Source organism: Bradyrhizobium sp. UFLA05-125, from assembly GCF_059803515.1.
Genome location: NZ_JBANBJ010000025.1, coordinates 39,658 through 65,294 on the forward strand (window position 1 = coordinate 39,658; position 25,637 = coordinate 65,294).

General features: G+C 65.2%; 19 protein-coding genes and 1 pseudogene. 6 read left to right on the forward strand and 14 right to left on the reverse strand.

Annotated features, from left to right (window positions below; translation table 11 throughout):
- Positions 1 to 2: 2 nt before the first annotated feature.
- Entirely contained in the window at positions 3 to 1,553 is a 1,551-nt protein-coding gene (gene murJ / locus SO156_RS22175) for a murein biosynthesis integral membrane protein MurJ (RefSeq protein ID WP_498536230.1), read from the reverse strand.
- Positions 1,554 to 1,740: 187 nt separating this feature from the next.
- Between murJ and SO156_RS22180 the strand changes: the two genes are divergently transcribed.
- A complete protein-coding gene (locus SO156_RS22180) occupies positions 1,741 to 2,754 on the forward strand; it encodes an adenosine kinase (protein WP_498536231.1) in 1,014 nt (337 codons plus the stop codon).
- 149 nt (positions 2,755 to 2,903) lie between these two features.
- On the opposite strand, the gene SO156_RS22185 is transcribed toward SO156_RS22180, so the two are convergent.
- Both SO156_RS22185 and SO156_RS22190 read right to left on the reverse strand, forming a co-directional pair.
- Entirely contained in the window at positions 2,904 to 4,598 is a 1,695-nt protein-coding gene (locus tag SO156_RS22185) for an AMP-binding protein (protein ID WP_498536232.1), read from the reverse strand.
- 116 nt (positions 4,599 to 4,714) lie between these two features.
- On the reverse strand, positions 4,715 to 5,908 hold the full coding sequence (locus SO156_RS22190; RefSeq protein WP_498536233.1) for a serine hydrolase domain-containing protein: 1,194 nt from the start codon (positions 5,906 to 5,908) through the stop codon (positions 4,715 to 4,717).
- 339 nt (positions 5,909 to 6,247) lie between these two features.
- Here SO156_RS22190 and SO156_RS22195 point away from each other — a divergent pair, with 339 nt between their 5' ends.
- Both SO156_RS22195 and SO156_RS22200 read left to right on the forward strand, forming a co-directional pair.
- On the forward strand, positions 6,248 to 6,568 hold the full coding sequence (locus SO156_RS22195) for a hypothetical protein (protein WP_458148228.1): 321 nt from the start codon (positions 6,248 to 6,250) through the stop codon (positions 6,566 to 6,568).
- A gap of 123 nt (positions 6,569 to 6,691) precedes the next feature.
- A complete protein-coding gene (locus SO156_RS22200) occupies positions 6,692 to 8,185 on the forward strand; it encodes an NAD-dependent succinate-semialdehyde dehydrogenase (RefSeq protein WP_498536234.1) in 1,494 nt (497 codons plus the stop codon).
- Positions 8,186 to 8,299: 114 nt separating this feature from the next.
- On the opposite strand, the pseudogene SO156_RS22205 reads toward SO156_RS22200, so the two are convergent.
- From SO156_RS22205 to SO156_RS22215, 3 genes and pseudogenes are all read right to left on the reverse strand, one after another.
- A pseudogene (locus tag SO156_RS22205) lies at positions 8,300 to 8,590 on the reverse strand (cyclic nucleotide-binding domain-containing protein); the annotation flags it as partial.
- A gap of 2 nt (positions 8,591 to 8,592) precedes the next feature.
- A complete protein-coding gene (locus SO156_RS22210) occupies positions 8,593 to 9,507 on the reverse strand; it encodes a phosphoribosylaminoimidazolesuccinocarboxamide synthase (RefSeq protein ID WP_498536235.1) in 915 nt (304 codons plus the stop codon).
- Between the two features lie 216 nt (positions 9,508 to 9,723).
- Complete coding sequence (locus SO156_RS22215) at positions 9,724 to 10,641, reverse strand: pirin family protein (RefSeq protein ID WP_284261466.1); 918 nt, start codon at positions 10,639 to 10,641, stop codon at positions 9,724 to 9,726.
- Between the two features lie 192 nt (positions 10,642 to 10,833).
- Between SO156_RS22215 and SO156_RS22220 the strand changes: the two genes are divergently transcribed.
- A complete protein-coding gene (locus SO156_RS22220) occupies positions 10,834 to 11,895 on the forward strand; it encodes a helix-turn-helix domain-containing protein (protein WP_498536236.1) in 1,062 nt (353 codons plus the stop codon).
- A gap of 145 nt (positions 11,896 to 12,040) precedes the next feature.
- Positions 12,041 to 13,468, forward strand: a complete 1,428-nt coding sequence (locus SO156_RS22225) for a serine hydrolase domain-containing protein (protein WP_498536237.1) — start codon at positions 12,041 to 12,043, stop codon at positions 13,466 to 13,468.
- A gap of 55 nt (positions 13,469 to 13,523) precedes the next feature.
- Here SO156_RS22225 and SO156_RS22230 read toward each other — a convergent pair whose 3' ends face one another.
- Positions 13,524 to 14,894 carry an MmgE/PrpD family protein gene (locus tag SO156_RS22230; RefSeq protein ID WP_498536238.1) on the reverse strand — a complete coding sequence of 457 codons (1,371 nt, stop codon included), beginning with the start codon at positions 14,892 to 14,894 and terminating at the stop codon, positions 13,524 to 13,526.
- A gap of 117 nt (positions 14,895 to 15,011) precedes the next feature.
- Here SO156_RS22230 and SO156_RS22235 point away from each other — a divergent pair, with 117 nt between their 5' ends.
- Positions 15,012 to 16,127, forward strand: coding sequence for an FUSC family protein (locus tag SO156_RS22235; protein WP_458148234.1), 1,116 nt, complete (start codon positions 15,012 to 15,014; stop codon positions 16,125 to 16,127).
- Between the two features lie 6 nt (positions 16,128 to 16,133).
- On the opposite strand, the gene SO156_RS22240 is transcribed toward SO156_RS22235, so the two are convergent.
- The 7 genes from SO156_RS22240 to recF all read right to left on the reverse strand — a co-directional run bounded on the left by SO156_RS22240 (position 16,134) and on the right by recF (position 25,598).
- Positions 16,134 to 17,444 carry an SMI1/KNR4 family protein gene (locus SO156_RS22240; protein WP_498536239.1) on the reverse strand — a complete coding sequence of 437 codons (1,311 nt, stop codon included), beginning with the start codon at positions 17,442 to 17,444 and terminating at the stop codon, positions 16,134 to 16,136.
- Positions 17,445 to 17,539: 95 nt separating this feature from the next.
- Positions 17,540 to 18,190, reverse strand: a complete 651-nt coding sequence (locus SO156_RS22245; RefSeq protein ID WP_498536240.1) for a 2-hydroxychromene-2-carboxylate isomerase — start codon at positions 18,188 to 18,190, stop codon at positions 17,540 to 17,542.
- Complete coding sequence (locus SO156_RS22250; RefSeq protein WP_458148236.1) at positions 18,190 to 18,672, reverse strand: DUF2867 domain-containing protein; 483 nt, start codon at positions 18,670 to 18,672, stop codon at positions 18,190 to 18,192. Before SO156_RS22250 ends, SO156_RS22245 begins: the two co-directional genes overlap by 1 nt.
- Positions 18,669 to 20,057 carry an MATE family efflux transporter gene (locus SO156_RS22255; protein WP_498536241.1) on the reverse strand — a complete coding sequence of 463 codons (1,389 nt, stop codon included), beginning with the start codon at positions 20,055 to 20,057 and terminating at the stop codon, positions 18,669 to 18,671. Before SO156_RS22255 ends, SO156_RS22250 begins: the two co-directional genes overlap by 4 nt.
- 221 nt (positions 20,058 to 20,278) lie before the next feature.
- Positions 20,279 to 21,574, reverse strand: a complete 1,296-nt coding sequence (gene murA, locus SO156_RS22260; RefSeq protein ID WP_498536242.1) for a UDP-N-acetylglucosamine 1-carboxyvinyltransferase — start codon at positions 21,572 to 21,574, stop codon at positions 20,279 to 20,281.
- 18 nt (positions 21,575 to 21,592) lie between these two features.
- Positions 21,593 to 24,028, reverse strand: coding sequence for a DNA topoisomerase (ATP-hydrolyzing) subunit B (gyrB, locus tag SO156_RS22265; RefSeq protein WP_498536243.1), 2,436 nt, complete (start codon positions 24,026 to 24,028; stop codon positions 21,593 to 21,595).
- A gap of 433 nt (positions 24,029 to 24,461) precedes the next feature.
- The gene (recF, locus tag SO156_RS22270) at positions 24,462 to 25,598 is read right to left on the reverse strand and encodes a DNA replication/repair protein RecF (protein ID WP_498536244.1); all 1,137 of its coding nucleotides are present in this window, start codon (positions 25,596 to 25,598) and stop codon (positions 24,462 to 24,464) included.
- Between the last annotated feature and the right edge of the window lie 39 nt (positions 25,599 to 25,637).

The window sequence follows — 25,637 nt, forward strand, 5'->3', positions numbered from 1 at the left end:
TCTCACGCGCTCTGGTCCCGATGCGCCGGCCGCCTCAAGGCGGCGCGCACCTCGCGCCAGGAGGCGATGCCGAACAGTCTCAGGAACAGGCCATAGGCCATCAGGCCGCCCGCGATCTGGAGGCCGAGAACGATCATCCCGAGCAGGCTGTGGCCGCCGGTGGGCGCGATGGCCGTCGCGAGCCAGAGCAGAGTGCCCATGGCGAGCGCGGCGAGCGCGACCCGCGGCAGCCGCCTGCGGGCGGCGTCGTCGACCGCGAAGCCGAATTCGGTGGCACCCTTGCGAAGCAGCGAGAGCGCGCTGCTCCAGGCGCCGCAGGCGATGCTCGCCGCAATGCCGGTCGCGCCGAAGACATGGCCGAGCACCACGGCGAGCGCTACGGCGACCACGAACCCTTTTGCGGTCGCGATCAGCGGCGCCACCGTATCGCCGCGCGCGAAAAAGGCCGGCGCCAGCGCCTTGATCAGGACATGAGCCGGCAGTCCCAGCGCCAGTGCCATCAGCGCGCGTGCCGTGGCCGCGCTGTCGCTCGCGCCGAACGCGCCATGCTCGAACAGCAGCCGCACGATCGGCTCGGCCAGTACGATCAGGCCAAGGGTCGCCGGCAGCGCGAGACCCGTGGCGAGCTCGAGCGCACGCGATTCAGCGTGCGCCACGGCGCTGCGGTCGCCGCTACCGGTCGCGCGTGTCAGCTCCGGCACCAGCACGGTACCCATGGCGACGCCGACGATGCCGAGCGGCAATTCGATCAGGCGGTTGGCGAAATAGAGCCAGGAGACTGCCGATGGCGTCGCCGATGCAATGATGGTGCCGGCTACCATCAGCCATTGCGGCCCCGAGCTTGCGATCATGCCGGGGATCGCCTTGGCGAAGAAACCGCGCATTTCCTTGTCGAAGGTGACGCGCAAGGGCGTGGCGAGGCGCGCGCTGCGCTGCGAGCCCAGCATCAACAATTGCAAGAAGCCGGCGATGCCGACGGTTGCCGCCAGCGTCCACGCGGCGAAGACCGCATCGGCGTGTCCCAGCAAGAGAGCGGCGATCGCGGCGATCAGCGCGATGTTGAACAGCAGCGGCGAGAACGCGGTGAGCGCAAAGCGGCCTTGCGCGTTGAGCAACCCCATCAGCACCGTGACCGGTCCGGCAAAGGCGAGGTAGGGCAGCATCAGCCGCGCGTTCGCCACGGCAAGATCGCGCGTGTCGCTTCCGGCGAATCCCGGGGCGATGACGGTGATGATCAGCGGCATCACCAGCGCGATGACGATCGAGGCCCCGATCAGTGCCGCGCTGATCGTCCCCAGCACGCGTCCTGCGAAAGCGGCCGCGGCCTCTTCGCCGTCGCGCTCGCGCGTGCGCAGCCAGGCCGGGACCAGCGCCGCATTGAGCGCGCCTTCGCTGAGCAGCCGGCGCACCACGTTGACGAGCTGGAAGGCCGCCAGGAACGCATCGGCCACCGCGCCCGTGCCGAGCAGCGCCGCAATCAGGGAATCGCGCGCAAACCCCAATAGCCGCGAGGCCAATGTTCCCGTCGAGACTGTCAGGAAGGAGCGGATCATCAGAAGTGCATACCATAGCGTTTTCGAGCGAAGTGGTCCCCGTTCGCGTGAAGAAAACGCGTCAAAAGATAACCCTTCGTTGCTTGCTCGCGCGGGGCCTAACGTGATAGGCCGCGAGCCGGATTTTCAAGCCGAACAGGAAGCGGATTTTCCCCGTAACCGCAATCGGGCAACAGGATCAAGGTGAATGGCTGACGCGAAATTTGACGCCAAATATGACGTCTTGGGGATCGGCAACGCGCTGTTCGACGTGCTGGTCCAAACCGACGAGGCTTTTCTCGCCACGCACGGCATGACCAAGGGCAGCATGTCCCTAATCGATGAGGCCCGCGCCGCTGCCATCTACAAGAACATGGGGCCGGCCACCGAGGTCTCCGGCGGCTCGGCTGCCAACACCATCGTCGGGGTCGCAAGCCTGGGGGCGCGGACGTCCTATGTCGGCAAGGTCAAGGACGACCAGATCGGCAAGCTCTATGTGCACGACATCCGCGCCGCGGGCGTTGCCTTCGACACGCCGGCGGCCAAGGATGGTCCGGCCACCGGCTGCTGCTATGTCCTGGTGACGGCGGATGGCGAGCGTACCATGAACACCTATCTCGGCGCGGCGCAGGATCTGTCGCCCGCCGATATCGATCCGGCCGAGATCGCAGCCGCGCGCATCGTCTATCTCGAGGGTTATCTCTGGGACCCCAAGAATGCCAAGGATGCCTTCGTCAAGGCAGCCAAGATCGCGCACGATGCGCGCCGCAGGGTGGCACTGACGCTGTCGGATTCCTTCTGCGTCGACCGCTATCGCGACGAGTTCCTGTCGCTGATGCGTAATGGCATGGTCGATATCGTGTTCGCCAACGAGTCGGAATTGCACTCGCTGTACACCACGTCTGACTTTGACACCGCGCTCAAGCAGCTCCGCAACGACGTCAATCTCGGCGTGGTCACGCGCAGCGAGAAGGGCTGCATGGTGGTGTCGTCCGAAGATGCCGTCGCGGTACCGGCCTCGCCGATCGACAAGCTCGTCGACACCACCGGCGCCGGCGATCTCTTCGCTGCCGGCTTCCTGTTTGGCCTGGCGCGGGATCTCTCCTACAAGCAATGCGGCCAGCTCGGCGCGCTCGCTGCGGCCGAAGTGATTCAGCACATCGGCGCGCGTCCGCAAGTGTCGCTGAAGGAGCTGGCGCAGCAGCGCGGGCTGACGGTGTAGCTCGGGCTCGCCTCAGTCTCCGATGTCATCGCCCGGCTCGACCGGGCGACCCAGTACGCCGCGGCGGTCGTTGTGAACGTCGCGGCCTCTGGAATACGGGATTCCCCGCTTTCGCGGGGAATGACAGCTTCATTGTGATGTGATTGCCCTCACGCTGTCTTCGCCGCCTTCAGCCCGAGCCGTTTCTCCACGGCATCCCGCATCAGGAACTTCTGGATCTTTCCCGTCACGGTCATCGGAAACTCGTCGACGAATTCGACGTAGCGCGGGATCTTGTTGTGGGCGATCTGGCCCTCGCAGAAGGCGCGGACGTCTTCGGCGGACAGCTTCTCGCCCGACCTGACGCGGATCCAGGCGCAGAGCTCCTCGCCGTAGCGGGTATCCGCCACGCCAAAGATCTGGACGTCCTGGATCTTGGGGTGGCGGTAGAGGAATTCCTCGATCTCGCGCGGATAGAGGTTTTCGCCGCCGCGGATCACCATGTCCTTGATGCGGCCGACGATGTTGCAATAGCCCTCATCGTCGATGGTGGCGAGGTCGCCGGTGTGCATCCAGCCGTTGGCGTCGAGCACATCGGCGGTCTTTTCCTTGTCTTCCCAATAGCCGAGCATGACGCTGTAGCCGCGGGTGCAGAGCTCGCCGCGTTCGCCGCGCTTGACGATCTTGCCGTCGAGATCGACGACTTTGACCTCGACATGCGGATGAATGCGTCCGACGGTGGAGACGCGGCGTTCGAGCGGATCATCGACCGCGCTCTGGAAGCTGACCGGGCTGGTTTCGGTCATGCCGTAGGCGATCGTCACCTCCTGCATGTTCATATCGGTGTTGACGCGCTTCATCACCTCGATCGGACACGGCGCCCCGGCCATGATGCCGGTGCGCAGCGATGTCAGGTTGAAGGTCGAGAACTCGGGGTGATCGAGCTCGGCGATGAACATGGTCGGTACGCCATAGACTGCAGTGCACTTCTCCTGCTCGATCGTGCGCAGCGTTACGAGCGGATCGAAGCCCTCGCCAGGGTAGACCATGGCCGCGCCGAGCGTGACGGAGGCGAGGTTGCCCATCACCATGCCGAAGCAGTGATAGAGCGGCACCGGGATGCAGATGCGGTCTGTCTCGGTGAGCCGCATCGCGCGGCCCGTGAAATAGCCGTTGTTGAGGATGTTGTGATGGGTCAGCGTCACGCCTTTGGGCGACCCCGTCGTGCCGCTGGTGAACTGGATGTTGACGGGATCGTCGAACTGCAACGACGCGCCGAGTGCGGCGAGCTGTTCCCGGTGACGGGCGCCACCCATGCGCGCGACCTCGTCGAACGGGATCGTGCCTGATACGGCGGGGCCGCCGATCTGGATGACGATGCGCAAATCGGGGAGTCGCGCCGCGTGCAGCTGCCCGGCCCTGGCGCTGGCAAGCTCGGGTAGCAGCGTGTTGAGCATCTCCATGTAGTTGCTGGTCTTGAAGGCCGTCGCCGTGACGATCGCCGCGCAGCCGACCTTGTGAAGCGCGAATTCAAGCTCGCTCAGGCGATAGGCGGGATTGATGGTCACCAAAACAAGTCCGGCCTTGGCGGCCGCGAACTGGGTCAAGGTCCATTCCGGGCGGTTCAGCGACCAGATGCCGATCCGCGCCCCGCGCTCGAGACCGAGCGCTAGGAAGCTGGCGGCAAGCGCGTCGACCCGTTCGGCAAACTCCTTCCAGGTCCATCTCACGCCGTGGCTGGGCGAGACCAGCGCCTCGCGATCGCCCCAGCGCCGCACGGCCAGGTCTAGGCTGCGGCCGATCGTGTCGCCGAGCAGCGGCGTATCGGAGATACCACAAACATAGCTGTCAGCTTTGTCTGCCAAGGTCGTGTCCTCCAGCCTGGTTCATCACGGCCACGTGCCCCGAGGGCGAGAGCCTTCGGGGCACGGTACATCTTGTTGCAAGCGCGCGCGACAAGGCGCGTCTTAGACTTAAGGGGCTATGCCGCCCTCTGCCCGCTTCCGGCATCGAGGCCGGCATAGACGCCACGTTCGAAGCCGGAGAAGGCTTCCAGGCAGTCCTTGTCGACGAACGGCAACAACTGCATCAGGATCACGCCTGTGACGTCACGTGACGGGTCGATCCAGAAATAGGTGTTGGCAAGTCCGGCCCAGGCGAAGCTGCCGGCGCTGCGGCCTTCAGCCGTCTTGACGGTGTTGATGAGGAAGCTGAGGCCCCATTTCTTCGCCTGCTCGGGGTAGAGATCGACGTCGTTGGTGTACATCGGTGCCACGGAGGTCAACTTGGTGACGTTGAGATCGCCGATGTGGTTCTGGCTCATCGTCGAGATCGTCTCCGGCCTGAGCACCTGGTTGCCGTTGCCGCGGCCCTTGTTGAGGATCATTTGTGTGAACTTGATGTAGTCGCCGGCGGTGCTGTAAAGGCCGCCGCCGCCCATGTGGAATTCCGGATTCTGTTCGATCTCGAACGGGATCGGCGCCAGCGATCCATCCTCGCCGCGTGCATGCGTGGCGACCAGCCGCTGGCGCATGTTGTCGGTGATCTTGAACGCGGTATCGCTCATGCCGAGGGGGGCGAACAGATTGTCGTGCAAGTAGGCATCGAGCTTCTTGCCGCTGACGGCTTCCACGGCCTTGCCGACGAAGTCGATATTGATGCCATATTCCCAGCGTGTGCCGGGATCGGACATGATCGGGGCCTTCAGTGCGACGTTCTGGCAGGAAAAGATGTTCGGAGTTCCGGTCTTCTCCAGATATTGCGCGCAGTCGCCGTTCCACACGTCGTAGCAGAAGCCGGCAGTATGGGTCAGGAGCTGACGTAGCGTGATCGGTCTCGATGCCGGGCGCAGCTTGGGCGCGCCGCTGGCGTCAAAACCTTCGAGCACTTGCACTGAGGTGAGGTCCGGCAACACCGTGCTGATCGGCGCTTCAAGCGAGAGCCTGCCCTGCTCGACCAGTTGCATCGCGCCCGCCGCGGTGACCGCCTTCGTCATCGAGGCAATCCAGAACACGCTGTCCACCGTCATCGCATCGGGCTTGGACAGGTCACGCTTGCCAAACGCGCCTTCATAAAGCACGTCCTTGCCTGTCGCGGCGATGGCGACGACGCCGGGAATGGCTTTCGCGTCGCTCTTCTGGCGCAGAACCTGATCAATCTGGGCTTTGCTTTGCATGCGCGTTTCCTCCGGTTTGATTATTGTTGGAAGCGATCGATTGTCCTCCCGACAACCAAGTGCGGCAAGCATCTCAACCGCTGCACCGTTCGCGATGTCGTGACTTGACGACGGGGCACCCGCGAAGGAGGACAAGCGGACGAAACTGCAACACCTCGTCACAATCTGCGGTGGATGGCCGCACTTCGCCGAGACCTCGCGGGATGCCAGGCAGTATGCTTTGCGCATACTGCTCGGAAACATTTTGTGAACCAAGGCGTTCGAACCCGGCTAATCGACGCGGCCGGCCAAACGATTGATGCAAATCTTGGCGGCCTCGACGGCCGCGGGGGGCTTAAAATGATTTCGACCTGGAGTGAATGGAAACGCTATCCCCGTCAGGGGCGGGGCGAGAACCTCGAGGCGCCGATTTCGCCGGGCATATACGAGGTCCGGATCGCCGGGACCGGCGCGCTATATTCCTTCGGTGCGGTCGACAATCTGGCGCAGGCCCTCGCACTGCTGCCGGTCGGCTCGAAATCGTGGTTTGGCCGGCGCGACACCACCGCCGCGCCGGATCTCGAATACCGGACCTGCGCGACCTCGACCAGGGCTGATGCCAAGGCAGCCGCCGAGCGCATGATTGGCCGGCGCGAGACCTACATGAGCGGCGCAGCGTAGGCAGCGCCACCCCCCAGATTAGCTACAAGATTAGCTAAAAGCAGACTTGCGTTGCGGGGCGGTGCAATACGCACGGCATACCCCTATATTCCGGGGCAATCCGACAGTCCCAGGAGCAACGCCATGACCCCGACCGCCGCTGCACGCACCTCGCAAGCCACCTCCACCCTGCGCGATCGTCTCAAGGATCCCTCGCTGCTGCGCGAGGCCTGCTACATCGATGGCGCCTGGGTCGGTACGCCGTCACGGCCGGTGACCAATCCGGCGAACGGCGTCGAACTCGCAAAGGTCCCGGTCATGAGCACAGCGGAGACGACGCAGGCGGTGGAAGCCGCCGAGCGCGCCTTCCCGGCCTGGGCCAAGTTGACCGCCAAGCAGCGCTCCAACATCTTGCGCAAATGGTTCGAATTGATCGCGGCCAATCGCGAGGATCTCGCGCTGATCCTGACCTCCGAGCAAGGCAAGCCGTTGACTGAGGCGCTCGGCGAGGTCGATATCGGCGGCGCCTATGTCGAGTTCTTTGCCGAGGAGGCCCGCCGCGTCTATGGCGAGACGATCCCGACCCAGCGTCCCGATGCGCGCCTGCTTGCGATCAAGCAGCCGATCGGCGTCTGCGGGGCCATCACGCCGTGGAACTTTCCCTGCTCCATGATCACCCGCAAGGTCTCGCCTGCGCTCGCGGCCGGCTGCACCGTGGTGCTGAAGCCCGCGAATGAAACGCCGCTGACGGCGCTTGCGCTGGTCGCGCTCGCCGAAAAAGCCGGCGTGCCGAAGGGCGTGTTCAACATCCTCACCGGCAATTCGTCGGCGATCGGCAAGGTGCTGTGCGAGCATCCCGCCGTGCGCTTCGTCGGCTTCACCGGTTCGACGGAGGTCGGCAAGATCCTCTATCAGCAGGCGTCCGTCGGGGTGAAGAAGCTCGGCCTCGAGCTTGGCGGCAATGCGCCGTTCGTGGTGTTCGACGATGCCGATATCGATGCGGCGGTTGAAGGTGCGATCGTCTCGAAATATCGCAATATGGGTCAGACCTGCGTCTGCGCCAACCGCCTCTATGCCCAGGACAAGATCTACGACGAGTTCGTCGAGAAGCTGTCCAGGAAGGTTGCAGCGATGAAGATCGGCGACGGCACCGAAACCGGCGTGGTGCAGGGGCCGCTGATCAATATGGACGCAGTGCTGAAGGTCGAAAAGCACATCGAGGATGCAGTCAAGGGCGGCGCCAAGATCGTCACCGGCGGTAAGCGCCATGCGCTCGGCGGCAGCTTCTTCGAGCCGACGGTGCTCGCCAACGTCAAGCCGGATGCACTCGTTGCGCATGAAGAGACCTTCGGCCCGCTCGCGCCGGTGTTCCGTTTCAGGGACGAAGCCGAGGTGATCGCGATGTGCAACAACTCGCCGTTCGGCCTCGCCTCCTACTTCTACTCCCGCGACCTCGGCCGCGTCTGGCGCGTTGCCGAGGCGCTGGAGTCGGGCATGGTCGGCGTCAACACCGGCCTGATCACGACGGAAGTCGCGCCCTTTGGCGGCGTGAAGGAGAGTGGTCTCGGTCGCGAGGGTTCGCATCACGGCATGGAAGAATATGTCGAGATCAAATACGTGATGATGGCGGGGGTGTAGGCCTGTAGCCGCGGATGGAGTCCCGTAGCCCGGATGGAGCGAAGCGAAATCCGAGACCTCCGAGTCTGGTGAGAAACCCGGATTGCGCTGCGTCCATCCGGGCTGCGCCCTTCATCAGCGCCGCAGCACCGCGATCGTCCTGTTTGCAAAGCTCAGCCGCTCGGCCATGACCGACACGAAATAGGTCAGCAGCTTGTGGCTGAGCTCGGGGTCTTCGTCCCTGATCGCATCGAACTGGTGCGTGTTCAGCACATAGAGCACGCTTGCGACCTCGGCCTGGATGGTCGCGCTGCGCGGCGTATGCGACACCAGACCCATCTCGCCGATCGTGGTGTAGGGGCCGAGGCTGCGCACGCGCGTGGTGCGGTCGTCGGCCGGGACCATGACGCCGACACGTCCGCGGAGAGCTAAATCTTCAGCTCCGCCCCCGTCACGCGCCGATACGCTTCCAGATATCTCTTGCTCGTCGCCTCGACCACGCTCGCCGGGAGCGGCGGGGGCGGCGCGTCGCCGTTCCAGCGGCCGGCGCGGCGCTCAGCATCGAGGTAGTCGCGCAAGGGCTGCTTGTCGAAGCTCGCCTGCGGTTGGCCGGGCTTGTAGGCGTCGACCGCCCAGAAGCGCGAACTGTCCGGCGTCATCACCTCGTCGATCAGGATGATGCGACCGTCCTTGTCGCGGCCGAACTCGAACTTGGTGTCCGCGATGATGATGCCCTGCTTGCGCGCCAGCTCCTCGCCGAGCGTGTAGATCGCGCGCGTCATGCTCTCCAGCGTATGGGCGACCTCGTCGCCGACGATCTCGCGCATCCGCGCGATCGTGATGTTCTCGTCATGGCCGGTCTCGGCCTTCGTCGCCGGGCTGAAGATCGCAGGATTGAGTTTTTCACTCTCGACGAGGCCCATCTGCAGCTTTTCTCCGGCAAGCGTGCCGGACGCCGCGTATTCCTTCCAGGCGGAGCCGGAGATGTAGCCGCGGATCACGCATTCGATTGGAAACACCGTGGTGCGCTTGCACAGCATCGCGCGGCCGAGGATGTCGGCGCGGTGCGCTTTCAGCGCTGGCACGGCTGCAATGATCTCGTCCGTGTTGGCACTGATGACGTGATGCGGCACCACGCCTTCGAGTTCCCTGAACCAGAAGGCGCTGATTTGCGTGAGCACCGCGCCCTTCATCGGGATGGTCTCGCCCATCACGACGTCGAAGGCGCTGATGCGGTCGGTGGTGACGAGCAGCAGACGGTCGTCATCGACGGCGTAGATATCGCGCACCTTGCCACGCCCGATCTTGGGAAGCGGCAGATCACTGGAGAGCATCGTGGTCATCGGCAGGGCCTTCGGACAGGAGGTCTCAAGTCGAGCGGGAAACGCGGCTGGAGATCGGGATGGGTCTACGACGTTACATGACCCTCATGGTGAGGGCGCGGTAAGCGCGTCTCGAACCATGAAGGCCCGGCTCTCGCCCCGTGGCCATCCTTCGACGCCCGCTTGTCGCGGGCTCCTCAGGATGAGGGCGAATGCTTGTAACGCAGCAGAGATAGCCTATTCCGGCAGCGGAATGAACTCGTGTTCCTGCGGAACCGCCGCAAAGCGGCCAGTTTTCCAGTCCTGCTTGGCCTGCTCGATCCGCTCCTTGCTGGAGGAGACGAAATTCCACCAGATGTGGCGCGGGCCCTCGAGCGCATCGCCGCCGAGAAACATCATCCGCGTCGGCCTCACGGCCTTTACAGTGATGCGGTCGCCGGGGCGGAAGATCAGCAGCCGCGGTCCCTCGTACCGCTCATTGGCGATCTCGACCTCGCCGTCGACGACATAGATCGCGCGCTCCTCGTGATCGGGATCGAGCGGCACGCGCGCGCCTTCCGCCGCCGTGACCTCGGTATAGAACCAGGGCGAGACCATCGATACGGGAGACGTGATGCCGAACGCGGAGCCGGCGATCACCCGTGCTGTGAAATCGCGTTCGGAGATCATCGGCAGATCGCCGGCGGCGTAGTGCTGGAACGATGGGGCGATCTCTTCCGATGCCGCCGGCAGCGCGATCCAGCTCTGCAAGCCCAGCATCTTCTGGCCCGAGGCGCGCTGCGTATCCGGCGTGCGCTCGGAATGCGCAATGCCGCGGCCTGCGGTCATCAGGTTCATCGCGCCAGGCTGGATCTCCTGGATGTTGCCCTCGCTGTCGCGGTGCATGATCGCGCCGTCGAACAGATAGGTGACGGTGGCAAGGCCGATATGCGGATGCGGCCGCACGTCCATGCCCTTCCCGGAGACGAACTGCACCGGGCCGAAATGATCGAAGAAGATGAAGGGCCCGACCATCTGCCGCTTGCCATGCGGCAGCGCGCGGCGGACCTCAAACCCATCGCCGAGATCGCGCGTGCGCGGTACGATGACGAGATCTAGCGCGTCGCATGTTTTGGGATCGCCGAGCACGGGATCGTTGTCGGGCATCCAGCTCATGACGGGCTCCTTCTTGAGTTTCTTGAGCCCGATCGTAGCAGAAATTCACGGGATCGTCGCGACAAAGCCCGGACCGATCATCGCATACGCGTGAAGAGGCATCGCTGACCCTGTCGATCAGGTCGTCCTTGAAAAAACCGGCCTGACGGAGGATGTTCGGCTGATTTCCTTCACGCGCGACCGCACCATTCGATGACACTTGCCGCAACCGAACTTGCCTTTCGCGCTGCCAGCGTGGCGCTGCTGCTGGTGCTGGCGGCGTTGCTGGTCTCGGATTTCCGCAATGTGCTGGCGGCGCGGCTCGGCGCGGCCTTCGCGCTGGGCTCGGTCGCGCATGCGGTGAGCTATTCGGTGGATGTCACGTCGCGGATCCCGCTCTGGCATGCACCGCTGATCGCGTTGTCGACCGGCACCATCGTGGTGTTCTGGCTGTTCACACGCTCCCTGTTCGACGACGAGTTTCGCCTCCGCTGGTGGCACGGATGGGTCTGGGCGCTGGTGACGGCCTTCAGCTTCGCAGGCTGCGTCTTGATTGCACCCAGCGGTCATGTGCGGTTCTCGGTGAGGCTGGTCAATCTGATCGTGCTCGCCTTCATCGCGCTTGCGGTCGGGCAGACGATCGCCTCCTGGCCGGCCGACCTGGTCGAGCGCCGCCGCAGCGTTCGCGTCTTCATCGTCTGCGCAACCGCGCTCTATGGCGGGCTGAACGCAGTGCTCCAGATCGCCGCCGCCGGGCACCACGTCGGCGATGTCGTCGAAACCATCAATGCCGGCGCGCTCGCCTGCACCATCGCGGCGATCGTCTATGCCATGATGCGCGTGGATGGCGCCGATCTGTTTCCGGCCGCCGCGGAGGCCGCACCGGCGATCGTGTTCAGCCCGCAAGCGGCCGAAGACGCCGCCGACCAAAAACTCATCGACGCCCTGATGCGGCTGATGGCGGACGAGCGGATCTACCGCCAGGAGAACATCACCATCGGCGTGCTGGCGGGTCGGCTGAAAATTCCCGAATACCGGCTGCGCCGTTTGATCAACCAGCGGCTCGGCTATCGCAACTTCAATGTGTTTCTGAACAACCACCGTATCGAGGAAGCCAAGGCCGCGCTGGCCGATCCCGCCCAGGCCGAGGTCCCCGTCATCACCATCGCGATGGACGCCGGCTTCCAGTCGCTCGGCCCGTTCAATCGCGCCTTCAAGGCAGTGACAGGGGTGACGCCGACGGAGTACCGGCGGCTCAAGGTCGATGCAGTCTAGATTTTAGATCTTTGAAATCACGTAAGAATTTCGAAATCGACTAGCATCGATCACTTTCGACGAGGTCGTTTTTCAAATCCGGCGAGCGCCCACCGCTCATGTCAGGCTCCTTTTCCGCCACACGCCCCGCAGCCGGAGAAAGCCCGTGACCCGTCGCCGTAAGATCGTTCTCCTGACCACCGCCATCGCCTGTGCAGGCCTCGCGCTCGGCGCGGCGCGGGCCCGCGACGTGCCCAAGGTTGCTACCGGCTTCATCGCCCACACGCTCTGTTCGGAGATCTTCGTCTCCGGCCTCGATCCCATGCACGACCTCGCCGAGACCACGGATGCGATGCCGGGCGCGGGTCTGCTCACCTGGGCGATGAATTTTCAGGTCGATCGCGCGCGCAAGGACGTGACGGTGTCCCTGTTCGGGATTGGCCGCAGCCATGCCGTCTATCGCGAGGGACTTGGTTGCACGCTCGAGCACGGCCAGGGGATCGTCGACGTCGCGTTGCCGCCTGACGATAAGCAGCCCACGTTACTCCCCGAGATCGCCGGCCCCGGGCTCGTGCCTCCACAAAGCGAGGGCCTGGCAGCTGCGCTCGATCGCGCCTTCGCCGAGCCCGCGCAGCCGCCTTATCGCCGCACCCGCGCGATCGTCGTCATGAAGGCCGGCCGCATCATCGCCGAGCGCTATGCCGACGGTATCGGACCGGAGACGCAGCTGCTCGGCTTCTCCATGACGAAGTCGGTGATGTCTGCATTGACGGGCATTCTCGTGCGTCAGGGCAAGCTCAAGCTCGACGGGCCCGCGCCCATCGTCGCCTGGCAAAATCCGGATGATCCGCGCCATGTCATCACTGTCGACCAGTTGCTGCGTCACACTGCAGGCATTGCGCTCGGAAGCTCGTTGCAGGCCTCGCTTGGCTCTACGCTCGAACCGGTCACCACCATGAAATACGCCGAGGACGATATGGCCAGCTTTGCCGAGCGTGCGCCGCTTGCGACCGCGCCGGGCACGGCGTGGAATTATCACGACGGCAACTTCCTCATCCTCGCGCATCTGCTGCGCGAGGCCGCCGGCGGGAAGCCCGCCGATGCGCTCCGCTTCGCGCGCCGCGAATTGTTCGCGCCACTCGGCATGGTCAACGTCACGCTTCAGCTCGACGGTGCCGGCACGATCGAGGGTTCCGGCGAAATGCTGGCCTCCGCACGCGACTGGGCGCGTTTCGGCCAGCTTTATCTCAACGACGGCGTCGCCGGCGGCAAGCGCATCCTGCCGGAGGGTTGGGTGAACTACTCGGCGTCAGCCACGCCGAACGCCTGGGTCGGCATCGGCGCCGGCTTCTGGACCAACCAGGGCGACAGCTTTGGCGCGAAATTTCGCGTCGAACACGGCTGGCCGCGCGATACCTTCTTCGCCAAGGGGACGATCGGGCAATATTCAATCGTGATCCCGTCCGAGCGTCTGGTGATCGTGCGCCTCGGTCGCTCGCCGAACTGGCCGCCGGAGGTGGATGGCGTGTTCGACCTCGTCCGCGACGTGGTCGCCGCGACGCATGACAGGAGCAAGATGGCGGGCGGGAATTGAGTGCTCGTTGCTTCTTACTCTCCCCCTCCAGGGGAGGGTGAGCGAGGCGCCACTGCTAGTTCTGCCTCCCCAACTGCGTCGCTTTCGCCACGCGATCAAACCGCTCCAGCGACAGGATCGCATCCGCAAATTGCTCCGCGCGTGCTTTCAGCACCGGTCGTGCCAGTGTCAGGAATTTCTGCTGCATCGCCTGCGCATCCGGGAACGAGTTGGGCTCGCCGGAGGGATCGGCGTAGAGCCGCTCGTGCACGCCATCGTCGGTGGTGATGCTGACGCGCGCGCCGAAGGGATGGACGCGCCCCTCCAGGCGAGCATCCTGCACGACGTCGAACTTGTCCGCGAGCGCATCGATCGTGGCATCGCCGAGCCTGCCATAATCGTCCCAGCCAAAGCTGCCCTGGTCGAGCGCGAGCGCGCCGGTGAAGAACATCGAGAACTGGCCGCCGACGATCGAGCGCGGGTGCCGCTTGGTGGTGGCATCGCCGGTCAGCGTGATGCCGTTACGATGCAGCCCAATCTCGACCCGCTTGACTTGCCCGGGCGTCAGATTGTGCTCGCGCCGCATCGCGATCAGCGCGTCGATCGCGGCGTGCGTGTAGCGGCAGCTCGGATACGGTTTGACGCCGATCTTCATGGTCTCATAGCTCTTGCCGAGTTCGGTGATCGCCTTGTCCGGATGCGCGTCATCGGTGTAGCCGACCAGGAGGCCGTGCTTGCCCTCGACCGATTCCGTCGAGCCGATGAAATCGTTGCGCGCCAGCGTCGCTGCGATCACGCCGTTCATTGCGGCAGCGCCGACCTGGTAGCGCTTGTTCCAGGCGCCGTTGACCAGAAACTGCAGCGAGCCTGCGGCCTGGCTGCCGGAGACTCCGAAGGCCGAGATGATCTGTATCTCGGAGAGGCCGAACAACTTTGCGGCAGCGGCTGCCGCGCCATAGGTGCCCGCGGTCGCGGTCGGATGGAAGCCGCGGGCATAATGCGAGGTCGGATCAAGCGCGTTGCCGAGCCGGCAGCAGACCTCGTAGCCGGCGACGATCGCGGTCAGCACGTCGCGCCCGGAGGCGCCGACCATCTCGCCGACCGCGAATGCGGCCGGCACCACTGGCGCGCTCGGGTGCAGCGAGGAATCGGCATGCGTGTCGTCGAAATCGAGGGAGTGGCCGAGGGCGCCGTTGAGGAGCGCGGCGACCGCTGGCGTCCAGGTCTTGACATCGCCAAACACGGTGGATTCGCCCTTGCTGTCGAGCGCGAGCGCCTCCAGCATCTTCAGCAGCGACGGCGTCGATTCCGCCTCGCGGCGCGCGCGAATCGCGCTGCCGAGGAAATCGAGCGTCAGCACTTTTGCGCGCTCGAGCACCTCCGCCGGAATATCCCCGTACTTCAGATTGGCGACATAGGCGGCGAGCGTTGCGGTTTCGTGGGCCATCGTGTTTCCTCGTTTTGGCCGGCAGGGTAGGCGGGCGGATTTCCCCTTTCAAGTCGCCCCTCGGCTGCGGGTATCAGCTATGCTTTTGGCCGGTTAGGTGGATCGGGATATTCGACGATGGCATTCGCACGGCAGCTATACGATCAGGTCCGGTCGCGAAGGACGCAACTGGGGCTGGCGATCCGGGTCACGGTGGCGGCGACAGCGGCCTATGTGATCGCGACCGCGCTGCACCTGCTGCTGCCGCTCTGGGCGGTCCTGACCTCGCTGATCGTGACCCAGATGAGCGTCGGGCGCTCGTTGAAGGCGACGCGCGACTACATGCTCGGGACGATCGGCGGCGCCATCTATGGTGGCGCCATTGCAATCCTGATCCCCTATTCCAGCGAAGCCGGGCTGTTGGGGCTTCTGGTCCTGTCCGTCGCCCCGCTCGCCTTCATCGCCGCGATCAACCCGAGTCTCAGCGCGGCGACCGTGACCGCCGTGATCGTGCTCCTGGTTCCCACCATGCATCATTCCGATCCCATGACTTCGGCGATCGATCGCGTCAGCGAGGTCGCGGTCGGCGCGATCACTGGGCTGCTCGTCTCCTTCCTGGTGCTGCCATCGCGTGCGATCCGGCAGATTCGTGCCGGCGCCGCGCGCCTGCTCGAGTTGATCGCCGACGCCTTCACCGAACTGCTGGCTGGCCTGACGCGCGGCCGCGACAACGACGCGCTGCATCGGATCCAGGACGGCATCGGCACCGCGATGGTGGGACTCAACGCCACCGGCGCCGAGGCCGAGCGCGAGCGCTCGGCGCGCCTGTCGAGCGGCCCCGATACCGGGCCGCTATTGCGAACCGTCCTGCGGCTGCGCCACGACGTCGTGATGATCGGCCGCGCCACCGTGGTGCCGCTGCCGGCCGACGTGCAGACCCGGCTCGCCGCGCCGCTCTCGGAGGTCGGCATGGTCATCGCGCAATTCCTGCGCTCGGCAGCCGCGGCGCTGCGGAGCGGCGCCGGCGCGCCGCCAATCCATCCCGTGCACGTCGCGCTCCAAAACTATGCCGATGCGGTCGCTGCCGTCCGTCGCGATGGCCTGATCCGCGGCCAGCCCGGCGACACCGCAGAGCGCTTCTTCGCGCTCGGCTTCTCGCTGGAGCAGATGCACCAGAATCTCTGCGACCTCGATCGCGTCATCGGCGAGTGGTCGGAAGCGGCGGCGGACAAGCCGGTGCGGGTTGCGGAATAAATTGCGCTAGAGATCGAAGAACGCGAGCTGCGCCGCGTCGCGCCGCTCGATACCCTCAGTCAGCGCCTTCAACGCGACATCGAAGCCCGGCTGCGGCTGCTCCAGTTCCCATGCGCCGTCATGGTCCCACTGAAAGCACCAGCCATAACGCTCGCCAGGCTCGACATGGAGCAGGAGGCAGCGGCTGAGCTGCGACGGTTCTGCTACCGGTATCAGGCGCCTTAGCGATACGCCGTACTCCTTGAGAAAATAATCGCAGGCGTCTTCGAACTCGTCTTCGGAATGGGCGATGAAATTCAGGACATTGCGCTGCTGCGTGGCCAGTTCGTCCGGCGCATAGAAGCGAAGCTCGGACGACGATTCGGGCAGCCGCACCAAAAGCTCGGTCTCGCCGCGCGTCAGCAGGAAATTGCGATAATCGTCGGGCAGCCGAGCACCGAGCGCCTGCTCCGCCGCGCTGACATCCGCTTCGCTCGCCGGCATACCGGGTTTCCAGCGCCAGCCCTTGGCTGACGTTCCCACCTTGCGCCGGGCTTCGTATTCGGCATAGTCGGGGAACGACATGATGTCTTCGTAGCCGCCGAACCGCGACCATTGATAGGCGTCGTCGAAGGCCTCCTCCCGCCGCTCGGGAAAGCAAAGGCAGATCACGTTCGCGCGCTGCAGGATGCGCTCGTGGTTTGCGGCGACCCTGCAGGCTCGCTCGATCGCCGCGAGCGCTGCGGATGGATTGCCCGCGCGCACATAGGCGTCGCTGAGCGACTCAAGAATACGCCCCTCCAGATCGCTCTCGTAAATCGACCAGGCGTAGTGCGGCTGCTTTGCGGCACGCCGCGCAGCCAGCGTATCGCGCGCCCGTTCGGCAAAGCCGAGCGTCTGTTGCGCTTCGGCATCGGCCGCGAGGCCGTGATGAGCGGCAAGCCACAGATACAGCGGCTCGTGCTCGGCCGGCGTGCCCCTCAGCGCCCGGAGATGCTTTGCCTGCTCGGTAAGCGGCGCGCTGAGCGCGGCCATCATCAGCTCGTCCAGGCCCTTCTGCCAATCCGGCTTGGCCTGCGGATCGGGCAAGAGGTCGCGCAGTGTATATTTGGTGTGGCTGGTCTCGAAATAACCGGCGTCGATGAGCCCGGCCGCTTCGCGCCGGAACGCAGAGATCGCCACGGTGACATCCGAATAGGTCTCGCGCAGAAACTCGTCCGATCCGTCCTGTCCCTCGCGCATGTAGGTACCGATGATCATGGGATCGCCGCCCAGGATCAGCAGCAGCTCGCGATCGTTATCACCGGGCGGACGATGGAAGAATTTGGCCAGATACATGCGATCTCCGAACGCGAGCAAGACGTCGGTCGGCACAGCTGCCGGCCGTCAGGTCTCAGTCGCTTGCGCGGAGAAACTGGTTCATGGCCGCGGGGTTAACGTCGCGCCAGGCCCTTGCTTTGCATGCGCCAGACCAGGAGATCGATGCGGTCCTGGCCGAAGAACGGCTCCTTCTCGAACACGAAGGTCGGCACGCCCCAATGGCCGGAGGCAGCGTGATCCTTTTCGTTGTCGGCGATCACCTGCTCGTAGCGGTTTGGATCGGCGCTGATGGCCGCATCCATCGCGGCCAGATCGAAGCCCGCCTTCTCGGCAGCGCGTGCGAGGTGATCGCCCTCGTTCCATCCCGCCACCGAACCGTCCCATAGAACCCGCGCGATCTCGGAGGCGAATGCGAGCGCGCGGCCTTCGAGCTGGGCCATGGCGCCGAGCCGGGTCAGGCGGTGGATGTAGGGTTGCTCTGCCGCGACCTCCAGCGTCGTCCTGTCCTGCACGACCGGATCGGGATGGGGAAAGCGGAAAGGAATGTTCTCGTGCTGCGCCACGCGGCTGCTGTCGAGAATGATATAGGGGATGAACTGCCGGTTGGTTCTCTTGAAGAAGCCGGGCACGCGGACCGCCAGCGGATAGACCGGCCGCAAATTCACCGCGAGATCATACTCCTCGACGAGCTTCAGCGTCCTCGGCAGCGCGAGATAGCTGTAGGGGCTGCGGAAGGAGAAGAACAGGTCGACTGAGAGGGTCATCAGACTGCCTCCACGATCCGCCCCATCATGCCGCGCACCACCAGCTTGTGGAAGGGCTTGATCAGCGTGAGATAAGTGCGGCCGAGCAGATTATGCGTCCGCACCAGCGTGGTCGAGGTCACCTGCTTCTGCGTCGCGTCGCCGGCGACATCGACCACGAGGCGGAAGTCGAGATGATAGTCGTCGAAGCCGGCGACGAGGCGCTCCGGCGTTTCGCTGACCACCGGAAACAGGCCGATCAGGCCGCCCGGCGCCGGCGCGCCCTCGCCCGACGTCTTCAGCCCGAAGGGCATCACCAGGATATTGCGCAGGCGCAAGAGCGCGTCGATCCAGCGCGGCCCGTGCAGCACCATCCGGACGCAGGCCTCGCGGGCGGTGAGCGCCTTCCCGCCGATCGCGACGCGATGGGCGTCGATGAATTGTGCGCCGGCGAGCAGTGCGTCGGCGTCAACCTCGGGGGTGACTTCGCGGACGGACGTCATGCCCCCAATCTGCGCGCCAGCCGCTGGAAGCGCAAGATCAGAAGGGTGGCATAGACGAACGTCCCGAGCGACAACCCGATCCAGACACCGACTGCGCCGAGCTGCGCGTTGAAGGCGAGCAGCCATGCGCTCGGGAAGCCGACGCACCAATAGCCGATGATGGCGAACACCAGCGTCATCCTGGTGTCATTGAGGCCGCGCAGCGCCCCGCCGATGATGGTCTGGAGACCGTCGGCGATGAAGAAGGTCGAACCGACCAGGAGCAGTGTCGCGGTCAGCTCGATCGTCTCCGAGCTCGTCTCGCCACCACCGAAGAACAGGCGCGCCAGCGCATATCGCCCGATCACGATGGCAAGCGTTAGCGCCGCGACGAGTGCGATTCCGAGCAGCGTTGCGACCAGGCCAGCGCGCTTCACCGCGGCCGGCTCGTTGCGGCCGAACGCGTGTCCGACCCGAACCGTCGCCGCCATGCCGATGCCGAGCGGGATCATGAACAGGACGGCGGTGACCTGCAGCGCGACCTGGTGGGCGGCAAGCGCGGTGGTGTTGATCAGTCCCATCAGAAGCGCGGCCGAGGAGAACATGCCGTATTCCATCAGCAGCGCAAACGAGATCGGCGCGCCGATCATGAGCAGCTCGCGCGTCAAGGGCCAGTCGCCACGCCAGAGGTGCACGAGCGGATGATAGTCCGAAAACGGCTTTCGGAACGCGGCGATGGCCAGCGCAGCGAAGAAGGTGCCGAAGTTGATCAGCGTCGTCGCGAGCCCCGCGCCGAGCAGGCCGAGCTGCGGCAGGCCGAACAGGCCGTGGATCAACAGATAGACCAGCACTGCATTGGCGGGGATTGCGGCAAAGGTGATCCACAGCGGCGGCTGCGGCCGGTTCACCGCGCCCATGAATCCGCGCAGTGCAATGAAGCCGAGCGCCGGCGCGATGCCCCAGGCAAGCCCGAACAGATAGCGCTGCGCAAGCGCGGCCGAATGTGGCGTCTGTCCGAGCGCCAGCAGGATCTCTTCGCCGTAGAGCGGCGAGGCCATCATCGGCAGCGAGATGAACAGCGCGACCCACAGCCCGACGCGCAGGGAGCGCCGTATGCGCCTGACGTCTCCGGCGCCAAAGGCTTGCGCCGCCAGCGGTGCCACCGCGGCGACGAGGCCGAGGCCAAAGGTGAAGCTGATGAAGTAGACGGTGTGCGCCAGCGCGGCGGCCGCCACAGCGTCCTCGCCGAGCCGGCCGATCAACACGAGGTCGGTCGTCATCATCGCGATCTGCCCGAGCTGCGTCAGCATCATCGGCACGGCCAGCCGCAACGTCTCGCCGAATTCGTCGGCGAGGTGGTTGGGCGCGGCGAGTTGCTGCGATTGGCGTCGGACGGTTTCGAGCATGGGCGAGGCTTAGCATCGCGGCGCGTCGAAAACATGGCTCTCTTGCTCCGGATGCGCGAAGCGCGAGCCGGGACCTGCCTCTTCTCCCTCTCCCCGTTCTTACGGGGAGAGGGGCTGCTTCCGCAAAAATGGTGGCAGTTGGACTCGCGGAGGCTCCCCCTCACCCGGATTGCATCTGCGATGCAATCCGGCCTCTCCCCGCAGGCGGGGAGAGGCGAAGATCAGCCCTTCCGTTCCGGCACACGCTTGATCTTGGCGCCGAGCGCGTTCAGCCGCTCGTCGATGCGCTCGTAGCCGCGCTCGATCTGGTCGGCATTATTGATCGTCGAGGTTCCCTCGGCGCAGACGGCAGCGAGCAGCATGGCCATGCCGGCGCGGATGTCGGGCGAGATCATCGAGGCGCCACGCAGGCGGCTGGGCCCCGCGATGATCGCGCGGTGCGGGTCGCACAGCACGATGCGCGCACCCATCGCGATCAGCTTGTCGACGAAGAACATCCGGGACTCGAACATCTTCTCGAACATCAGGATCACGCCTTCGCATTGCGTGGCGGTGACGATCGCGATCGACATCAAATCGGCCGGGAAGGCCGGCCAGGGCTGGTCCTCCAGCTTCGGCACGTGGCCGCCGAAGTCGTCCTGGATCTTCAGGGTCTGGTTGGACGGCACGATCAGATCGTCGCCCTCGACGCGGCAGACGATGCCGAGCCGCTCGAAGCCCATGCGGATCGAGCGCAAATGCTCGACGCCCGCACGGACGATACGCAAAGGCGAGCGCGTCACCGCGGCAAGCCCGATCAGCGAGCCGACCTCGATATGGTCGGGCTGGATCGCATACGTTGCCGGGCCCAGCGTCGCCTGCCCATGCACGATCATCGTGTTGGTGCCGATGCCCTCGATCTTCGCACCGAGCGCGACCAGGAAGTTGGCGAGGTCCTGCACATGCGGCTCGGAGGCGGCGTTGCGCAAATAGGTGACGCCGTCGGCGGCCACGGCCGCAACGAGTGCGTTCTCGGTCGCGGTGACGCTCGGCTCGTCCAGGAACACGTCGGCGCCGGTCAGTTTTGGCGCGCGGAATTCCAGCCGGTCGGTCGCAGTGACCTTGGCGCCCAACTGCTCCAGCGCCAGCACATGCGTGTCCAGCCTGCGCCGGCCGATGACATCGCCGCCAGGCGGCGGCAGCATCACCTCGCCGCAACGGGCGAGCAGGGGACCTGCGAGCAGGATCGAGGCGCGGATGCGGACGCAGAGCTCAGGATCGAGATCGGCGGCGCGGATGCTCTTGGCGTGAATGACGAGCGTGTTGCGCTCGCGCCATTCGGCCGATGCGCCGACCGAGCGGATCAGCTCGACCAGCGTCTCGGTGTCGCGAATGCGCGGCACGTTCTGAAGCGTCACCGGATGTTCGGTGAGCAGGGCAGCGGCGATGATCGGCAGCGCCGAGTTCTTGTTGCCGGATGGCTCGATCGAGCCCGAGAGCCGGTGACCGCCCTCGACGATATACTGAATGGGCGCCACTGCCTCTGCCCCTGTTGCCTAGATGTCGATCGTCGCACTCAGCGAGTGCTCCTGGATGAAGTCGCGGCGCGGCTCGACCACGTCGCCCATCAGCTTGGTGAAGATATCGTCGGCCTCGTCGACCTCCTTGACCTTCACCTGGAGCAGCGAGCGCACTTCGGTGTCCAGCGTGGTTTCCCAGAGCTGCTCCGGGTTCATCTCGCCCAGACCTTTGTAGCGCTGGAGCGTGATGCCCTTGCGGCCGGCTTCAGTGACGGCCTCGAACAGATCGACGGGGCCGTGGACCAAGTGCTCGGTGTCCTTGCGCCGCAGCTTGCCGGAGCGGGCATAGACGTCCTGGAGCTTCGTCGTGTACTCGTCGAGCTTGCGGGCTTCGGCTGAGCCGAGCAGCGCGTCGTCGATGATGGCCGCTTCCTTGACGCCGCGCACGGTGCGCTCGAACAGGAAACCCTGGCCCTCGACGAACTGGCCGACCCAGCCGCGCTCGACCTCCTCGGCCTGGTTGTCCAGACGGCTCGCGATGTATTGCGCCGCCGCGGCGGCGTTCTCGGGATTGCCGTAGATCGACTTGTTCAGCACACCAGTGATCGCGGCCTGCTCGACGACCTTGCGGTTATAGCGGCTGTGCAGATTGCGCAGGATGCTGCGAACGACGCGGGCGTCGTCGACCAGCGAACGCAGGTCGCGGCCGGTGCGATCGCCGCCGTTTCCGGAGCTGAACACGCAATCGTCGAGCCCGGCATCGATCAGATAGTCTTCCAGCGCCCGCTCGTCCTTCAGATACTGCTCGGACTTGCCGCGGCTGACCTTATAGAGCGGCGGCTGGGCGATGTAGAGATAGCCGCCGTCGATGATGTCGCGCATCTGCCGGTAGAAGAAGGTCAGCAGCAGCGTGCGGATATGGGCGCCGTCGACGTCGGCGTCCGTCATCACGATGATCTTGTGATAGCGCAGCTTCTCGACCGAAAAGTCGTCGCTGATGCCGGTGCCGAGCGCGGTGATCAGCGTGCCGATCTGCTCGGACGACAGCATCTTGTCGGGGCGCACGCGTTCCACGTTGAGGATCTTGCCGCGCAGCGGCAGCACCGCCTGGAACTCGCGGTTGCGGCCCTGCTTGGCGCTGCCGCCGGCCGAGTCGCCCTCGACGATGAACAGCTCCGACTTCGCCGGATCCTTCTCCTGGCAGTCGGCGAGCTTGCCGGGCAGCGAGGAGACCGAGAGCGGGCTCTTGCGCGTCAGCTCGCGCGCCTTTCGCGCGGCCTCGCGGGCAGCGGCCGCCTGGATCACCTTGCCGACGATCATCTTGGCTTCGCTGGGGTGCTCCTCGAACCAGGCCTGGAGCGCCTCATTGAGCACGTTCTCGACCACGGGACGCACTTCCGAGGACACCAGCTTGTCCTTGGTCTGCGACGAGAATTTTGGATCGGGCACCTTCACCGACAGCACGGCCGTGAGGCCTTCGCGGCAGTCATCGCCGGTGAGCGCGATCTTTTCCTTCTTCGCGTTGGCCTCGGCATAGCCGTTGACCTGGCGCGTCAGCGCGCCGCGGAAACCGGCGAGATGGGTGCCGCCGTCACGCTGCGGGATGTTGTTGGTGAAGCAGAGCACGTTCTCGTGGTAGCTGTCGTTCCACCACAGCGCCGCCTCGACGCCGATGCCGTTGGCTTCCGAGCGCACCATGATCGGCGCCGGCACGAGTGCCTTCTTGTTGCGATCGAGATATTTGACGAACTCCTCGACGCCGCCGGAATAATGCATCTCCTCACGCTTCTCGACCGCGTGGCGCATGTCGGAGAGGATGATGTTGACGCCGGAATTGAGGAAGGCGAGTTCGCGCAGACGGTGCTCGAGCGTCGCGAAATCATATTCGACGTTCTTGAAGGTCTCGGTCGAGGCCAGGAACGTCACTTCCGTGCCGCGCCTGCCCGGCGCATCGCCAACGACCTTCAGCGGCGCGACGGCATCGCCATGGGCGAACTCGATGTAGTGCTCCTTGTCGTCGCGCCAGATGCGAAGCCCGAGCTTGCTCGACAGCGCGTTGACGACGGAGACGCCGACGCCGTGCAGGCCGCCGGAGACCTTGTAGGAGTTCTGGTCGAATTTTCCGCCGGCGTGGAGCTGGGTCATGATGACCTCGGCCGCCGAGATGCCTTCGCCCTTATGGATGTCGACGGGAATGCCGCGGCCGTCGTCACGCACCGTGACGGAATTGTCGGCATTGAGGATCACGTCGACGCGCGTAGCGTGGCCAGCCAGCGCTTCGTCGATCGCGTTGTCGACGACCTCGTAGACCATGTGATGCAGGCCCGAGCCGTCGTCGGTGTCGCCGATATACATGCCCGGACGCTTGCGGACGGCATCGAGACCCTTGAGCACGCGGATCGATTCCGCGCCGTATTCGCTCGCGTTGGAGGGCTCGTTTTCGGCACGCGGCTGCCGAGCAGGTTCTGTCATGAGAGGCCTTCGAGGTGACGTCCGAATCAGCGGCGCAAAAGGCGCTGATTTGGGAGGTATTTGTGCCATGAAAGGAGGATTGCGCCTAGCGCAAAGTATCCTCCCGCAACCCTTTGACGAGATAGGGATTTTTAGCCGGCTTTCAAGGCGATCGAGGGCCGATTCTGAAGCACGCAAAAAGCCCGATTCGAGGGCGCTTTTTCGCGTCGAAAATGACCGCGCTTTTCCGGGCATCGGCAGGATATCGGCCTTGGCCGCGGCCTGCGTACTCCGCTGCACGAGGCTGACCGTGGTCTCGCCCTTGGCGCGGCCAAGCTTGAGGGTGGCCGGCCCCTCCGGGGATGTGAACGTCAACTCCGCCTGCTCAGCCGCTGTCGGCGCGGCCTCGAGAAACTAGTCGCTGCGGTAACCCGTCAGGTTCAAGGGTGACGCCCTACCGGCGGGCCGTGATGCCCCCGTTCTCGACGTCGAACACCTCTCCGGAGCCGCCGATCTCGGCAAAGGCGGCGGGATCGGCGCCGGTCAGCCACACCTGCGCGCCGAGTTTTTGCAGCTCGGCAAACAGGGCGGCGCGGCGATTGGGGTCGAGATGCGCGACGACCTCGTCGAGCAGCAAGAGCGGCACGATGCCGGTCATCTCGGCAACCAGCGTTGCATGCGCCAGCACGAGCCCGATCAGCAGCGCCTTCTGCTCGCCGGTCGAGGCATCGCGCGCCGGCATTCCCTTTGGCGCGTAGACGACCTGCAGATCGGTGAGATGCGGTCCGTCCGTGGTGCGTCCGGCGATCGCGTCGCGCGGACGGTTGTCGCGCAGGATCTGGCGGTAGCGGTCCTCGACCGCGGTTGCAGTCTCCGTGAGCAGCGCGTTTTCCATCCAACCGTCGAGCGCGATCTGCGCCGATGGGAAGGCGGAGGATTGCGCGCGGGCATTGAGCATCTCGGTGAGTTTTGCAGCGGTCTGGCCACGCGTCGCTGCGACCGCGACCGCAAGCTCGGCGGTCTCGCGCTCGATGGCGTCGCACCAATGGTCGTCATAATTGCGGACTTCGAGCAGCCGGTTGCGCGAGCGCAGCGAACGCTCGAGCGCGGAAATGCGCCCCGAATGCTCGCTGTCGATCGCGAGCACCAGGCGGTCGAAGAAGCGCCGCCGCTCGGAGGCCGCGCCCATGAACAGGCCGTCCATTGCCGGCGTCAGCCACACCATGCGGATGTGGTCGCCGAAGGCGCTCGCCGAATTGACCGGCTCGCGGTCGATGCGGCAGCGCCGGCTCACCGCGCTGTCGGCGCGCGGCGCATCGATGCCGGTGCCGAGCGTGGCAAGGCCCAGCGCGCCCTCGACCTGCGCCGATACGGCCCAGGAGCCGTCGCCCTGATTGTCGGCGACGTCTTCCAGCGTCGCCCTCCGCAAGCCCCGGCCCGGCGACAGAAACGAGATCGCCTCGATGCAATTGGTCTTGCCCGCACCATTGGGTCCGACCAGCGCCACCATGTCAGCCGCCGTCTCGAGCCCCGCCGCCCGGTAATTGCGAAACTGCGTCAGCGTCAGGCGATGAATGCGGGAGGGGGTCATGCTTTATTCGCGCAAACCGGACTCTTCACCCTCTCCCCC

Coding starts and splice junctions, on each gene's coding strand:
- SO156_RS22220 (WP_498536236.1), top strand. CDS start 10,834: ATGACACTTGCCGCAACCGAACTTGCCTTTCGCGCTGCCAGCGTGGCG.
- SO156_RS22200 (WP_498536234.1), top strand. CDS start 6,692: ATGACCCCGACCGCCGCTGCACGCACCTCGCAAGCCACCTCCACCCTG.
- SO156_RS22250 (WP_458148236.1), bottom strand. CDS start 18,672: ATGACGTCCGTCCGCGAAGTCACCCCCGAGGTTGACGCCGACGCACTG.
- SO156_RS22240 (WP_498536239.1), bottom strand. CDS start 17,444: ATGTATCTGGCCAAATTCTTCCATCGTCCGCCCGGTGATAACGATCGC.
- SO156_RS22215 (WP_284261466.1), bottom strand. CDS start 10,641: ATGAGCTGGATGCCCGACAACGATCCCGTGCTCGGCGATCCCAAAACA.
- SO156_RS22210 (WP_498536235.1), bottom strand. CDS start 9,507: ATGACCACGATGCTCTCCAGTGATCTGCCGCTTCCCAAGATCGGGCGT.
- SO156_RS22190 (WP_498536233.1), bottom strand. CDS start 5,908: ATGCAAAGCAAAGCCCAGATTGATCAGGTTCTGCGCCAGAAGAGCGAC.
- gyrB (WP_498536243.1), bottom strand. CDS start 24,028: ATGACAGAACCTGCTCGGCAGCCGCGTGCCGAAAACGAGCCCTCCAAC.
- SO156_RS22245 (WP_498536240.1), bottom strand. CDS start 18,190: ATGACCCTCTCAGTCGACCTGTTCTTCTCCTTCCGCAGCCCCTACAGC.
- recF (WP_498536244.1), bottom strand. CDS start 25,598: ATGACCCCCTCCCGCATTCATCGCCTGACGCTGACGCAGTTTCGCAAT.
- SO156_RS22230 (WP_498536238.1), bottom strand. CDS start 14,894: ATGGCCCACGAAACCGCAACGCTCGCCGCCTATGTCGCCAATCTGAAG.
- SO156_RS22195 (WP_458148228.1), top strand. CDS start 6,248: ATGATTTCGACCTGGAGTGAATGGAAACGCTATCCCCGTCAGGGGCGG.
- murJ (WP_498536230.1), bottom strand. CDS start 1,553: ATGATCCGCTCCTTCCTGACAGTCTCGACGGGAACATTGGCCTCGCGG.
- SO156_RS22235 (WP_458148234.1), top strand. CDS start 15,012: ATGGCATTCGCACGGCAGCTATACGATCAGGTCCGGTCGCGAAGGACG.
- SO156_RS22180 (WP_498536231.1), top strand. CDS start 1,741: ATGGCTGACGCGAAATTTGACGCCAAATATGACGTCTTGGGGATCGGC.
- SO156_RS22255 (WP_498536241.1), bottom strand. CDS start 20,057: ATGCTCGAAACCGTCCGACGCCAATCGCAGCAACTCGCCGCGCCCAAC.